At 67.8% G+C, this 13,467-nt stretch carries 12 protein-coding genes; 2 read left to right on the forward strand and 10 right to left on the reverse strand.

Annotated elements, in window-relative coordinates; all coding sequences use genetic code 11:
* The first annotated feature begins 9 nt into the window (after window positions 1-9).
* Window positions 10-669 (forward strand): pentapeptide repeat-containing protein, encoded by a 660-nt coding sequence (locus tag ACL9RL_RS10725; RefSeq protein WP_422780242.1) that lies wholly within the window; start codon window positions 10-12, stop codon window positions 667-669.
* Window positions 670-832: 163 nt separating this feature from the next.
* The gene (locus tag ACL9RL_RS10730; RefSeq protein WP_422780243.1) at window positions 833-1,402 is read left to right on the forward strand and encodes an NUDIX hydrolase; all 570 of its coding nucleotides are present in this window, start codon (window positions 833-835) and stop codon (window positions 1,400-1,402) included.
* Between the two features lie 7 nt (window positions 1,403-1,409).
* On the opposite strand, the gene ACL9RL_RS10735 is transcribed toward ACL9RL_RS10730, so the two are convergent.
* The 10 genes from ACL9RL_RS10735 to soxR all read right to left on the reverse strand — a co-directional run bounded on the left by ACL9RL_RS10735 (window position 1,410) and on the right by soxR (window position 13,397).
* Entirely contained in the window at window positions 1,410-2,405 is a 996-nt protein-coding gene (locus ACL9RL_RS10735; protein ID WP_422780244.1) for a metallophosphoesterase family protein, read from the reverse strand.
* Window positions 2,402-3,487, reverse strand: a complete 1,086-nt coding sequence (locus tag ACL9RL_RS10740; protein ID WP_422780245.1) for an HAD hydrolase family protein — start codon at window positions 3,485-3,487, stop codon at window positions 2,402-2,404. The genes ACL9RL_RS10735 and ACL9RL_RS10740 overlap by 4 nt, the downstream gene beginning before the upstream one ends.
* A complete protein-coding gene (locus ACL9RL_RS10745; RefSeq protein WP_422780246.1) occupies window positions 3,474-4,613 on the reverse strand; it encodes an ABC transporter ATP-binding protein in 1,140 nt (379 codons plus the stop codon). Before ACL9RL_RS10745 ends, ACL9RL_RS10740 begins: the two co-directional genes overlap by 14 nt.
* 54 nt (window positions 4,614-4,667) lie before the next feature.
* Window positions 4,668-5,963, reverse strand: a complete 1,296-nt coding sequence (locus ACL9RL_RS10750) for an extracellular solute-binding protein (RefSeq protein WP_422780247.1) — start codon at window positions 5,961-5,963, stop codon at window positions 4,668-4,670.
* An 82-nt stretch (window positions 5,964-6,045) separates the two neighbouring features.
* A complete protein-coding gene (locus ACL9RL_RS10755; RefSeq protein WP_422780248.1) occupies window positions 6,046-6,870 on the reverse strand; it encodes a carbohydrate ABC transporter permease in 825 nt (274 codons plus the stop codon).
* Window positions 6,867-7,736 carry a carbohydrate ABC transporter permease gene (locus ACL9RL_RS10760; protein WP_422780249.1) on the reverse strand — a complete coding sequence of 290 codons (870 nt, stop codon included), beginning with the start codon at window positions 7,734-7,736 and terminating at the stop codon, window positions 6,867-6,869. The genes ACL9RL_RS10755 and ACL9RL_RS10760 overlap by 4 nt, the downstream gene beginning before the upstream one ends.
* Window positions 7,733-8,647: a MurR/RpiR family transcriptional regulator gene (locus ACL9RL_RS10765; protein WP_422780250.1), complete on the reverse strand. Its 915-nt coding sequence runs from the start codon at window positions 8,645-8,647 to the stop codon at window positions 7,733-7,735. The genes ACL9RL_RS10760 and ACL9RL_RS10765 overlap by 4 nt, the downstream gene beginning before the upstream one ends.
* A 75-nt stretch (window positions 8,648-8,722) precedes the next feature.
* A complete protein-coding gene (locus ACL9RL_RS10770) occupies window positions 8,723-10,900 on the reverse strand; it encodes an ABC transporter ATP-binding protein (RefSeq protein WP_422780251.1) in 2,178 nt (725 codons plus the stop codon).
* The gene (locus tag ACL9RL_RS10775) at window positions 10,900-12,636 is read right to left on the reverse strand and encodes an ABC transporter ATP-binding protein (RefSeq protein ID WP_422780252.1); all 1,737 of its coding nucleotides are present in this window, start codon (window positions 12,634-12,636) and stop codon (window positions 10,900-10,902) included. The genes ACL9RL_RS10770 and ACL9RL_RS10775 overlap by 1 nt, the downstream gene beginning before the upstream one ends.
* Before the next feature lie 269 nt (window positions 12,637-12,905).
* A complete protein-coding gene (gene soxR, locus ACL9RL_RS10780) occupies window positions 12,906-13,397 on the reverse strand; it encodes a redox-sensitive transcriptional activator SoxR (RefSeq protein ID WP_422780253.1) in 492 nt (163 codons plus the stop codon).
* Window positions 13,398-13,467: the final 70 nt, after the last annotated feature.

Here is a 13,467-nt window from a genome sequence, read left to right on the forward strand (position 1 = left end):
TAGGCAGTCGTGGCGAAGAAGACCAACAACATCACCCCCAGGATCGATCCAATCGTGCTCAACGACCTGCTCGAGGGCGACGTGGAGCAGGTGTACGCGCATGAGACGTCCGAGGGATACCGGTTCGATGCCGCCGACTTCGACGGTCGGGATCTTGCGGGGGTCACGTTCCGGGAGTGCGAATTCGTCGCTGCGTCTGCGCACGAAGCCGACCTGCACGCCTCGGCGTTCGTGGACGCCGTGATCGAGCGGCTGAACGCACCGGTGCTCAGGGCCGCGCGGTCCAGATTCCGGGATGTGAGCATCGATTCGTCCCGGATCGGTTCTGCGGAGATGTACGACGCGAACTGGCAGTCGGTGCACATCCGGAACTCGAAACTCGGATTTGTGAATCTGCGCGGTTCGTCGTTGCAGGACGTGCTGTTCACCGATTGCACGATCGACGAACTCGATCTCGGGGATGCGACCGTCAATCGGGTCGCGTTCGTCGACACCCAGGTCAACAGCCTGGACCTGACCCGGGCGAAGTTGACCAATACGGATCTGCGCGGGTTGGAGCTGCGGAAGATCTCGGGGCTCGAGGGGCTGCGCGGTGCGACGTTGAGCGAGTATCAGGTGTCGGAGCTCGCGCCGTTGTTCGCGGTGCATCTGGGGATCGTCGTCGCGTAGGGCCCTTCGACAAGCTCAGGGACCGGGCTCCACCGTGCGAACCCGGTCGCTGAGCTTGTCGAAGCGCGCCTGGCGACGGCCTCAGGGACCGGGCTCTGCGCACCCGCGACAGCTGCCAGACTGGACTTCACCCCCGTCCACCGACCCCAGGAGATCCACCACCGTGCTGCCGGAAACCGCTCTCGCCGATGTCGCCTCCTACCGCCCCCGCGATGCCGACGACGCAACACTCCTGCAGCACTACCTCTCGCAGATCACCGAGCACGGTCCGGCGTCCCTCGACCGCTCGCGCTCGGAGCACCTCACGGCCAGCGCATTCGTCCTCGACGACGACCTCACGCGGACGCTCCTCTGCTATCACCGCAAGGGCGACTTCTGGGTGCAGCCAGGCGGCCACCTCGACGAGACGGACGAATCGCTTCACTCCGCTGCACTGCGCGAGCTCGGCGAGGAGACCGGCATCACCCGATTCGTGGCCCAGAGCCAACGACCCGCCGACATCGACCGCCACGCACTCGGCGACGGCTTCGGCGCCTGCTCCTGGCACCTCGACGTCGGCTTCATCGTGATCGCCGATCCGACCGAGCTCACCACCCTGAGCGACGAGAGCCTCCAGTTGGCGTGGTGGCCGCTCGATGCGCTGCCCGACGGCGTCGCACCCGGGTTCGGCCGCCGCATCGCGAACATCGCGCTCGCGGCGGCGGCCCAGCTCGGTGAAGACCACAACGCCTGACCGGCGACTACCCGCCGGACAGCGCGAGCCCGGTCGCCGACGCCGAGCCGAGCATCGACGCGGAGACGACGTATCCCGCACCGGCCTCCACCCCGACGATCACTGTCGCTGCGCCATCGACAGAGGGCTGACGGACCGACGCTCCCCCGTCAACCGGCAACCGGAACTCCAACCAGCCGATCCACTCGTCGCCGACCGCCTGCTCCATGTCCGCACGATGCGGGATCGGCCCGGCGAGGCTCGGCGCCGAGACGTGTCGCACACCGTCCACCACGGCGCCGAAGGCACGATGCGTGTGTCCGCTCGCGATCGTCAGCGATGCCGCCTCGCGGAGCACCGATTGCAGCACATCGCCGGCCTCCGCCGGAACCGCCATCCATGAGTCGTCCCAGCGCGCCTGCCCGTCTTCGTGTCCATCCGCTTCAGTGCCAGGACCCCGGCGCGTACCCGGCCCATCGCCCTCGGTCTCCGCACGGCGACTCGGCACAAGCGCCTCGTGCAGGAACACGATGACCTCGCACCCGCGGATGAGCGCTTCGCTGATGCCGCGCAACCAGGCAAGCTGACGCAGCTCGGCATCGAGGCCGGAGCCGACGATCTGCGAGTTCAGCCCGATGATCGTGCGCCCGCCGCGCTGTTCGACCCACCACGACGGACCCCAGAACGCCTCCCAGGACGCCACCCGTTCGGCCGTCACGGTCTTGCCGTGCCAGTCGGCCGGCAGTCCTCGGCGCACGGCGTGGTCGCCGACGTCGTGGTTGCCGGGCACAACGAGCGTGGGGACGGGCAGCGCGGCGATGAGCGCGCGGGCCGCACGATGGTCGTCGGCGTCGTCCGGGTCGTCCACCACCAGATCACCGGTCAGCACCACAAGCTCCGGCCGATGCTCCTCAACCGCACGAGCGAACTCCGCCCACGCTTCCGATGCCCGATCCTCGCGTTCCGGACCGCCGGCGGCACCGAGATGCAGATCCGACGCCTGCCAGATCCGGAGAACGCTCATTCGGCAGCCTCGACCGGCAGCACGCCTGGCACGGTCGGGACGGCCTGGACCATCGCACCTCGCGCCGCGAGCAGCAGTTCCAGGACCACCGCGACGCCGTCCTCATCGTTCGTCGCCGTGACGAGATCGGCGTGCGCCGCGACCTCCGGCCGTGCGTTCCCCATCGCAACACCGACGCCGGCCGCTGCGAGGAGTGCGATGTCGTTGAGCTCGTCCCCGAAGGCGAGCACGTGATCGATCGACTCCCCCAGGCTGTGCGCCCAGGCGGACGCCGCGACGGCCTTGTCGGCGCCGACCGATGCGATCTCGACGACTCCGCCGTCGGAGTCGGTCACGGTCACCGCCGCCGATTGCGCGTCGTCGAGCACCTGGACGGTCCGCGCCAGGAGATCACGCGGCTGCGCGTCCGGCACGGCGAAGACGAGTTGGTGCACCGGGCCGGCCGGCCCGATCAGGATCGTGTCTTCGGCAGTGTCTCGCAGGATGCGCTGCCGCTCCGCGAGCGCCTGGAACGTCCGGTCGCACGCGAACGTGTGTCCGAGTTCCCAGCCGAAACCGGCCTCCGGCCACTGGGTGCGGACCGCCTCGATGATCGAGGTCGCGGCAGCGGCGCTCAACACGACCTCCGCAACAGCAACAGGATGCGCGACCGCAGGTGCGACTGCAGTCGCGCCCGCTTCGTCACCCCGGTCCCCAGCGCGCGGGACGAATCTGGCGGCGCCGTTCGACGCCATCACCGCGCTCACGAGCCCGCTCGCCAGCAGACCGTCCCCGTGGCCAGCGTCCCCGTCCAACACCTCCTCGATGAGGCGCAACGGCCGGGCAGAGGCGACCGCGAACCGGATCCCGGCATCCCGCAAACCAACCAGCGCCTGCACCGTGCGCCGTGAAACGCGTTTGCCGCTGCCGAGGAGGGTGCCGTCGAGATCCGAGACGACGAGTCTGATCCGGGAGAGATCAACGCTCCGGGGCTCGGCGTCCGATGCTCCCCCGCTGAAACCCGCACCGGAACGCGCGCCGGAATCAGGAGCGGAACCAGGACCGTCCGCATCGCCACTCGTGTGCATCTCAGACGTCAACACGCACCCCCGTCGCACCGTCGAACACGTGCACGTGCTCCGGCCGAGCCGTCAGCACGACCCGCTCGGACAGCATCCGACCGGAGTCGACGCGCGCCTTCACGATCGTGTCGTCGACCCGGACGTGCACGAGCCGGTCCGTGCCGAGGAGCTCCGTGTGGACGACGTCGCCTTGGAGCACCGCGCCGCCCGAGCTCCCAACGGCGCTGACACCAACGCCGAGACGAAGCCCGCTGTCAGGCGTATCCTCCGCCCGGACGACGTCCAGGTGCTCCGGCCGCACACCGAGCATCATCGGTGCGCCGGGGACCGACGTCCACACGCCGTCGGATGCGCCGCCGGGCAGCAGGTTCATCGCCCCAAGGAAAGCGGCGGCGTAGCTCGTCGCCGGACGGTTGAACACCTCCAGAGGCGTCCCGGACTGCTCCACGACACCCGCCCGCATCAGCACGAGTTCGTCGGACATGCTCATCGCCTCGCCCTGGTCGTGGGTGACGTACATCAGCGTCGAGCCGATGCGACGCTGCAGGGCGACGAGCTCGGTACGCATCTCGATGCGGAGCTTCGCATCCAGATTGGACAGCGGTTCGTCCATCAGGAGCGTGCCAGGGTCGCGGACGACGGCCCGGCAGATGCCGACCCGTTGACGCTGTCCGCCGGAGAGCGCTGCAGGCAAGCGGTCGAGGACGTGCTCGATGTGCATGATCTCGGCCACGGCTGCGGCACGTGCTCGACGCTCGGCGGGCGCGACACCGGCCATCTTGAGCGGGAACTCGATGTTCTTCCGCACCGACTTCGACGGATACAGCCCGTAGTTCTGGAACACCATGGCGACGCCGCGTCGCGACGGCGCAACGGCCGTGACGTCCCGTCCGCCGATCACGACCTGGCCGGCTGTCGGTTCTTCGAGACCGGCGACGATGCGCAGGAGCGTCGTCTTGCCGCATCCGGACTCGCCGAGGACGGAGGTGATCCGGCCCGCCGGCATCGGGATCGTCACCCCGCGCAGCACGGGGGTCGCGTCGCCTGCGGACTGGCTAGGGAAGGACTTGACGATGTTCCGCACCTCGACCGGCTCGCCGACGAGTGTCGGCGAGCCGTTGAGGCCAGAACCTGACGGTTCAGACATGGTGTGTGCTTTCAGATCTGGGTGAGTGGTGTGGCTGCGGCCGGTGTGCCGGAGTCAGCCCTTGAGCAGGGCGTTGGCCTGCGAACCGAGCGTCTTGGCCGCGTCATCCGGCGACTGGCTGCCGTTCAGGACCTTCGTCTGCGCGTTGATGTAGTCCGTCGTGTACTCGGCGTTCTTGCCGTCGGGCAGGGACACCCACGGCACGACCTGCTGGTCGCGGACTGCGGCCCAGTCCGGGTGCTGCTTGTAGACGTCGGCGAGGTACTTGGCGTCATCGATCGTGGCGGTGTTGAGCGGGATGGTCGCGGTCGCGGTCACCGTGCGGGTCACCGCGTCGGGCGAGACGAGCGAGAGCAGCGCGTCGCACACGGCGGCCTGCCTCGACGGGTCCTTCGTCGTGATGACGAACCCGTTGGTCGACGTGACCGCAAGCGCCTTGCCGGCCGCCGGGTGCGGCGCGGGGGCGATGCGGAGGTCGAACGCGCCGGACTTGGCGAGTGCCGGGTATCCGGATGCCGAGGTGACCATCATGCCGAGCCGTCCACCGGCGAAGGCGTCGTTCGCCTCGGCGAAGAAGTTCGAGTACACGGGACTGCTGCCGTCGGCGACCATCGACGCGTAGGACGAGAAGACGGACCGGCCGGCGGCGGAGTCGATGCCGATCTTCTTCGTGTCGGGGTTGTACGCCGATGCGCCGAGGGACGCGAGGTAGCCCTGGAAGTTATAGTCGTTCCCGAAGTAGGTCACGGCCCCGGCAGGCTTCTGCGGCAGCGCTGCGATGGCCTTCGCATCGGCGGCGACCTGTTCGAGCGTCGTCGGCGGCTTGTCGGGGTCGAGCCCGGCCGCACGGAAGAGGTCGGCGTTGTAGAACAGGGCGTTCGGCGTCACGTACCAGGGCATCTGGTAGACCGTCCCGCCGACGGTGATGCCGTCGAGCAGGCCCTTGTTGAGGTCGGTCGCCTGCGCGAGGCAGGTGGTCGCCGGCTGGGCTGCGCCTGAGTCGATGAGCGTTCGGTAGGTCGCGTTCGTCACCCGCACGGCGTCCGGGCCGTGGCCGGAGGAGAGGTCGAGGAGCACCTTCTGGGCGGTGTCGACGTCGGAGTCGTTGGAGAGTTGCAGGTCGACCTGCGTCTTCGGGGCGCCGACGGAACTCTTGCCGGCGTTGTAGTCGCTGAACAGGCTCTTCAGCAGATCGCCGTTCTGGGCTTGCTGCCCGGAGACGATGGTGACTTGGGCGACAGGCGTCGCCGATGGTGCACTGCCGGCGGCGGAGGTCGAGCAGGCGGCGAGGGGGACGACGAGCAGCAGGCCCGCCGACGCCAGGATGACGCGAGTGGATGCAGAGCGCATGGGGTTGGTCTCTTTCATGGGGTGTGAAACGGGTGTGTTGAGGGGGTGGGTGTTGGGGTCGGTCAGGAACGTGGAGAGCGCCTCAGCCGCTCTGACCCGTGAGCGCGAGCCCACGGATGAACTGGCGTTGGGCGAGCAGGAACGCGATGAGCAGCGGGAGCACCGACAGCGTCGCCATCGCCATCTGGGGGCCGTAGTCAGTGCCGGCGTCAGAGCCGAGGAAGGAGACGACGCCGAACGGCACGGTCGCGACCGATCCGTCGGTCAGGACGAACGACGGCCAGAAGTACGCGTTCCACGCCGCCGTGACGGTGAAGATGCCGAGGGCGAGGAGGGCTGGCCTGCTCGATGGGACGACGATCTCCGCCAGGACCTGCAGCGTCCCCGCCCCGTCGAGTTTCGCCGCGTCGAAGACCGAGGCGGGGATCGAGAGGAAGAACTGGCGCAGGAGGAAGATCGCGAACGCCGACCCCACGAACGGCAGCACGAGCGCCGCGTAGGTGTTGACGAGCCCGGTCTCCCGGAACATGAGGTAAATGGGGATGGCGATGACCTGGAACGGCACGAGCATCAGGATGGTGAGCATCAGCATCGAGACGGTGCGCCCCGTGAACCGGAGGCGTGCCATCGCGTAGGCGGCCGGGATACACACGATGAACTGCAAAAGCAACGTCGCGACGCACACCACAAACGAGTGCAGATAGTAGCTCCACACCGGGACGCGGTCGAAGACAGTGCGATAGTTGTCGAGGGTCAATCCGTCGAGGAATCGCCCCGCTGTGACGTTCGACGTCGGCGTGAAGGACGCCAGGAGCATCAGCACGATGGGGCTGAGGATGTACACGGCCACAACGGCGAGGACCGCGTGCCGCAGGAGTTGTGCACCGAGGCGCTGCATGGCGTTCATCGGGTACCGGCCGTTTCGAGTGTGCGTCCGGTGCGGCTGCGCTGAGCCCCCGTGATGACGAGCGAGAGTCCGAGGAGGAAGACCGAGAGCACGGCTGCACGTCCGAGGTCGAAGTACCGGATGCCCCGTGTCCAGATGGCGTAGGTGAGGGTCTCTGTCGCGCCGGCCGGTCCACCGCCGGTCATCGCGACGATCGTGTCGTACGCCTGCAACGCCGCGCTGCACGTCACGACGACGGCGAACACCGTCGTCGGCCCGAGCGCAGGCCAGGTCACGTGCCAGAAGCGGTTCACCGCCCCTGCACCGTCGAGGCGCGCACTGTCGTACGGGTCGGTCGGGATGGAGCCGAGCGCCGCGAGGTAGAGGATCGCGACGAGGCCGATCTGGTGCCAGTTGCCGACGACTGCGATCGCCACGAGCGCGAGCTGCGGGTTGTTGAGCCAGTCGGTGACGCCGAGGATCGGGCCGAAGACCTGATCGACGATGCCGATGTCCGGCTGGAACATCCATCGCCACACCGACGACATCGCCACGAGGGTGCAGGCGACCGGCAGGAAGTAGACGCTGCGCCAGAATGCCTGCCCGCGGTCGAGGCCGGAGATCAGGAGTGCGATGCCGAGTCCGATCCCGAGCGACGGGACCACGGTGTACAGGCCGTACAGGATCGTGTTCCGCACGGCCGTCCAGAACGCGTCGTCGCCCAGCTCTGTCGCGTAGTTGGTGAAGCCGACGAATTTCAGCTGATTCGTGATGAGGTTCAGGTCGAAGAAGGACAGCACCGTCACGAGCACGAGCGGCAGGACGACGAAGACGAGGAGCGCGAGGACCGCCGGTGTGAGCAGCGCGTACGGGGTGAGGCGTCTCACAGCCGGTCCTCTTCGATGAGCTCTCCGATCGCGTCGAGCGACGCGTCGAACCTGACCGGGTCTGAGCGCCTGATCGCGAGCACGAGCGCGTCGACCGCCAGGAGGAACGCGAGCCGGCTGCTCCACGCGTCGACGCCGCTGCGCACGCTGTCAGCGCCGACGACGAGTGGGAAGGTCGCGACGTCGGCGAGTGGTGTGCCGCCGAAGGAGGTGAGGGCGATGACGGTCGCTCCGGCAGCCGCGGCGTCGCGGGCCGCTTCGACCACACGCGGGTAGGTTCCGCCGTGCAGGATTGCGATGCACACGTCGCCCGGTCCGAGCGACCTCGCGCGGATGCGCTGGATCTGGCTGTCCTGCGGCGCCTCGGCCGGCAACCCGAGGTGGTTGAGGCGATAAGCGACGTCGAGTGCGACAGGGGCGGTGAGCGAGGAGGCGACGCACACGACATGGCCGGCCGCTGCGAGCGCCTCGGTCGCTCCTTCGAAGACGGCAGGGTCGATGGCGGCCGGCAGCATCCGAACGGTGCGTGCGGCCCTCGCGGCGACGGAGGCGAGGAGCTCGGCCGCCGAGTCAGACGGTGCTCCGTCGTCGACGGGCTCGTCGAGCTGCTGTTCACTGACCGCGAGCCCGATCGCGAGCTGCTGGTACCCGGTGAAGCCGACGGTCCTGGCGAATCGGATGACGGTCGTCGCCGAGGTGTTCGCGCGCGCACCGAGCTGGGAGGCGGTGAGGCCGATGACGTCGCGCGGCCGTTCGAGGACGACCTCCGCGACGCGGGCTTCACTTGCGACGAGGCTGCCGAGCATCGACTGGATGCGGGCGATCACCTGGTCGCCGGTGGCGAGCGTGCCGGCCGCTCCGGGGGCACCGGCCGATCCGGCCGCCCCGGCGTCTGTCGTGGTTTCTTCCATGACCAGAACGCTAAGCAGCCGGAGCGACCAGCCGATGAATCGTGTATTTCGAGAACGTGAACTCAGTGCGTCATGTTATGCCGTGACATCGCTCTCCGACGGTGCGGTGATACCGGATCCGTCGGCGTCCACGCCGGCAGGTGAGCCGGAGAGCGAGCCAGAGAGCGCACCGGCCTCAGCCGACGGCTCCTCCTCTCCACCCTGGAACTGCGCACGGTAGAGCGCTGCATACGCGCCGTTCGCCGCGAGCAGCTTCGCGTGATTCCCCTGCTCCACGATCCGACCGGCCTCCATCACGAGGATGGTGTGGGCATCGCGGATGGTGGACAGACGGTGCGCGATGACGAACGATGTCCGGTCTGTCCGCAGCGCCGCCATCGCCTGCTGGACGAGCAGCTCGGTTCTGGTGTCGACCGACGACGTGGCCTCATCCAGGATGAGCAGCGACGGATTCGCGATGAACGCGCGCGCGATCGTGATCAGCTGGCGTTCACCGGAGGAGACGCTTCCGCCGTCGGCGTCGAGCACGGTGTCGTAGCCGTCCGGCAGCTGCCTGACGAACCGGTCCACCATCGTGGCCTTCGCAGCCTCGACGACCTCCTCATCCGTCGCGTCGAGCCTGCCGTAGCGGATGTTCTCGCGGATGGTGCCCTCGAACAGCCACGCGTCCTGCAGCACCATGCCGACCTGGGAACGCAGCTCGGCTCGTGACAGCGCCGTGACGTCGACGCCGTCGAGCAGGATCCGACCGCCGGTGAGCTCGTAGAAGCGCATCACGAGGTTCACTAGCGTCGTCTTGCCCGCGCCGGTCGGCCCGACGATCGCGACCGTCTGGCCTGGCTGCGCCGAGAACGACAGGTGCTCGATGAGCGGCGTCTCCGGGGCGTAGCTGAAGGAGACGTCCTCGAACTCGACGTGACCGTCCGGCCGCTCCGGCAGGTGCTCGGTGACGTCGTCCGCCTCCTGCTCGTCCGCATCGAGCAGCTCGAAGGTGCGTTCGGCGGAGGCCACACCGGACTGCAGCATGTTGGCGAGGCTCGCCATCTCGCTGATCGGCTGGGTGAACTCCCGCGAGTACTGGATGAACGCCGTCGCGTCGCCGAGCGTCATCTGTCCGCTCGCCACCCGCAGGCCGCCGACGACGGCGATCATCACGTAGGAGAGGTAGGAGACGAAGGTCATGGCCGGCATGATCATGCCAGACACGAACTGCGCGCCGAACGACGCCTGGTACAGCTTCTCGTTGCGTTCGTCGAACTCGGCGAGCATCTCCTTGTCCCGGCCGAATGCGCGCACGATCTCCTGACCGGAGAACGTCTCCTCGATGTGCCCGTTGAGCGACCCGGTGTTCTTCCACTGCGAGGCGAACAGCTTCTGCGACCGCACCCCGATGACTCCGGCGATGAGCGCGGACAACGGCAATGCGATGAGCGCGATGATCGCGAGCTGCCACGACACGATGAACATCATGATCGCGATGCCCACCACGGTGAGCAGCGACTGCACGAGCTGCGAGAACGCCTGCTGCAGCGCGGCCTGGATGTTGTCGACGTCGTTCGTCACCCTGGACATCAGGTCGCCGCGCTGACGGGTGTCGAAGTAGCTGAGCGGCAGGCGGTTGAGCTTGGTCTCGATGTCCTGGCGCAACCGGTACACGACCCGCATCACCAGCTGGTTCAGGATGTATCCCTGCGCCCACATCAGCACGGAGGCGACCGTGTACATCACGAGCACGGTGAGGATGAGCATTCCGAGCTTCGTGAAGTCGATCCCGGCGCCCGGCACGATCGACGTGCCCTGGAGCATGTCGGCGAACTGGTCGTTGCCCGCGGCACGAGCCTGCTGGATCGCCTCGTCGAGTGTGACGCCAGAGGGCAGCTGCGAGCCGATGACGCCGTTGAAGATGACGTCCATCGCCTGCCCGAGGATCTTCGGTGCGACGACGGTGAGGATGACCGACACGATGACGAGGGCCACCACGAGCGAGAACTTCGCCCGCTCCGGCTTGAGCAGGCCGATGAGCCGCTTCGCAGAGGGCCAGAAGTGCTGCGCCTTCTTCGCCGGGGTCTCGCCGAACATGCCGCCGTCGGCCTCCGTCGGCGTGTACTCGTCCTCGATGAGCGCTTCCTCGTCGTCGACGAGAGCCGTCTGCTGCGCCGCCTGCTGATCGATGCCGGCTCCGGCGTCCACCGAGGCGGCGCCCCGCTTCGTGCGACGGACCCGCCCGCGTCGTTTGTCCTGTGACTCGCTCATCAGGCCACCTCCTCCACGCTCAGCTGCGATTCCACGATCTCCCGATAGGTGTCGTTCGACTCGACGAGCTCGTCGTGTGTGCCGCGGCCGACGATCCGCCCGTCGTCGAGCACGATGATCTGATCCGCCTCGGTGATGGTCGACACCCGCTGCGCGACGATGATGACGGTCGCGCCGGCCGTCGCGTCGCCGAGTGCGTCGCGGAGGCGCGCATCGGTCGTGACGTCGAGCGCGGAGAAAGAGTCGTCGAACAGGTAGACGCGCGGCTGGGCGACGAGCGCCCGTGCAATGCACAGCCGCTGGCGCTGACCGCCGGACACGTTCGTGCCGCCCTGGGCGATGGGTGATTGCAAACCCTTGGTCTTGGCCCGGACGAAGTCGTCGCCCTGCGCCACCTGGAGCGCGGTCCACAGTTCATCATCCGTGGCGTCGGCGCGGCCGAAACGCAGGTTGGAGGCGATGGTCCCGGAGAACAGGTACGGCTTCTGGGAGACGAGGCCGACGACGCTCGACACCTGGGCGCGCGTCAGCTCGGACACGTCGACCCCGTCGATGAGCACCTGTCCCCGCTGCGGGTCGTAGAGCCGTGGGATGAGGTTGACGAGCGAGGTCTTGCCAGCGCCCGTCGAACCGACGATCGCCGTGGTCTTGCCCGGCTCGGCGATGAAGCTCAGGCCGTCGAGCACGGGACGCTCGGCGCCCGGATACCCGAACGAGACGTCGCGGAACTCGACCTGGCCGCGCGTCGGGGTGTCGACGGTCGGCTCCGCGGTCACGGCTTGGCTCGACCGCGTCGACAGCACCTCGTCGATGCGCTCGGCGCACACGACGGCGCGCGGGATCATCATCACCATAAAGACGCCCATCATGACCGCCATGAGGATCTGCAGGAGGTACTGGAGGAACGCCGTGAGCGACCCGACCTGCATCTCCCCCAGATCGACGCGGTGGCCGCCGAACCAGAGGACGGCGGCTGTGGCGAGGTGCAGCACCATCATGATGACGGGGAACATCAGCACGAAGATGTTGCCGACGCGTACGGACACCCTGGTGAGCGCCTCGTTCGCGGTGCGGTAGCGCTCCGATTCGAACGGCTCGCGCACGAACGCACGGACGACGCGGATGCCGACGATCTGCTCGCGCAGCACACTGTTGATGCCGTCGATGCGGTCCTGCATCTGCCGGAACAGCGGCATCAACAGGTAGACCATAAAGCCGACGATGACGAACAGGACCGGGACGGAGACCCAGACGAGCCAGGACAGCCCCGCATCCTCGCGGAGCGCCATGATGATGCCGCCGATGCACATGATCGGGGTGGACACCATGAAGTTGAGCGTCATGAGCACGAGCATCTGCACCTGCTGCACGTCGTTGGTGCCGCGCGTGATGAGCGTGGCAGTGCCGAAGTGGCCGAGTTCGAGGGCGCTCAAGGAGTCGACCTTGCGGTACACCTCGCGGCGGAGGTCGCGACCGACGGCCATCGCCGTCTTCGCTCCGAAGTAGACCCCGCCGATCGCGGAGGCGACCTGCACGAGGCAGACGGTGAGCATGGTCATGCCGGTCGACCAGATGAAGTCGGTGTCGCCGCTCGCAACGCCCTTGTCGATGATCTGGGCGTTGAGGCTCGGCAGATAGAGGGCAGCGATCGTGGCGATCAGTTGCAGTGCGAACACTGCGACGATCCACGATCGGTACGGCTTCGCGTACTGCAACGCGAGTGAGACGAGTTTCACGGGTTCCTCACTGGTGGCGGCCGCCGGTGGTCGACGACGACTGCTGCTGAATGGGCGGGCACGCGACCCCCGTCGTGTGACGCTGCACGGGGTCGTCGGGACTCGTGGGTGACTCAGTGGAGGAATGAGTCGGGAGTCCGGGTATGCGGAAACTCTGCCACACCATTTTTTCTCCTGCAATGCACTTGCGGAGATCGGCCCGAATGGTGATCAGACTGTGAACTGCGCTCCCGTGAGGTGGACGATGAAGCCCTGGCCGGACACGACGCTCAGGCGATGACGCGCCTCGGTCCGCTGCCCTCGTCGCCCAGGCGATCCGCGGAGTTCACCACGGCGCATCGCGTCTGCGACAGGCATCCGCACCCGATGCAGCCGCTCAGCTCCTCTCGCATCCGGTCGAGCACCGCCTGGCGGCGTTCGAGGTGTTCCTCCCACCTGGCGGAGATGCGGTCCCAGTCGCGCGGCGTCGGCGGGCGGTCCGACGGCACGTCCACGAAGAGCTCCGCGACCTCGGCCAGCGGCACGCCGTACTTGACGGAGATCTGGATGAGCGCGATGCGACGCAGCACGTGGCGAGGGAACAGGCGGTTGTTGCCCGCCGATCGGACGGCCGGGATGAGGCCGAGCGATTCGTAGTATCGGACGGTCGAGACGGGGACTCCGGCGCGGCGCGCGACGACGCCGATCGGCAGGAGTTCACCCGGCGTGTGATTGTCGTGGCCGTTGTGGTCGACGTTTCCGAGGTTGCGTGCTGCGCTCATCGATCGACGCCCTTCCGGCGTGTCGTCGCATCGCCACGCCTCGAATTGATCTCAAGTTCACTTGAGATGC

Origin of the sequence: Plantibacter sp. Mn2098 (assembly GCF_049319745.1) — a bacterium.
In the GTDB taxonomy this organism is placed as follows: domain Bacteria; phylum Actinomycetota; class Actinomycetes; order Actinomycetales; family Microbacteriaceae; genus Plantibacter.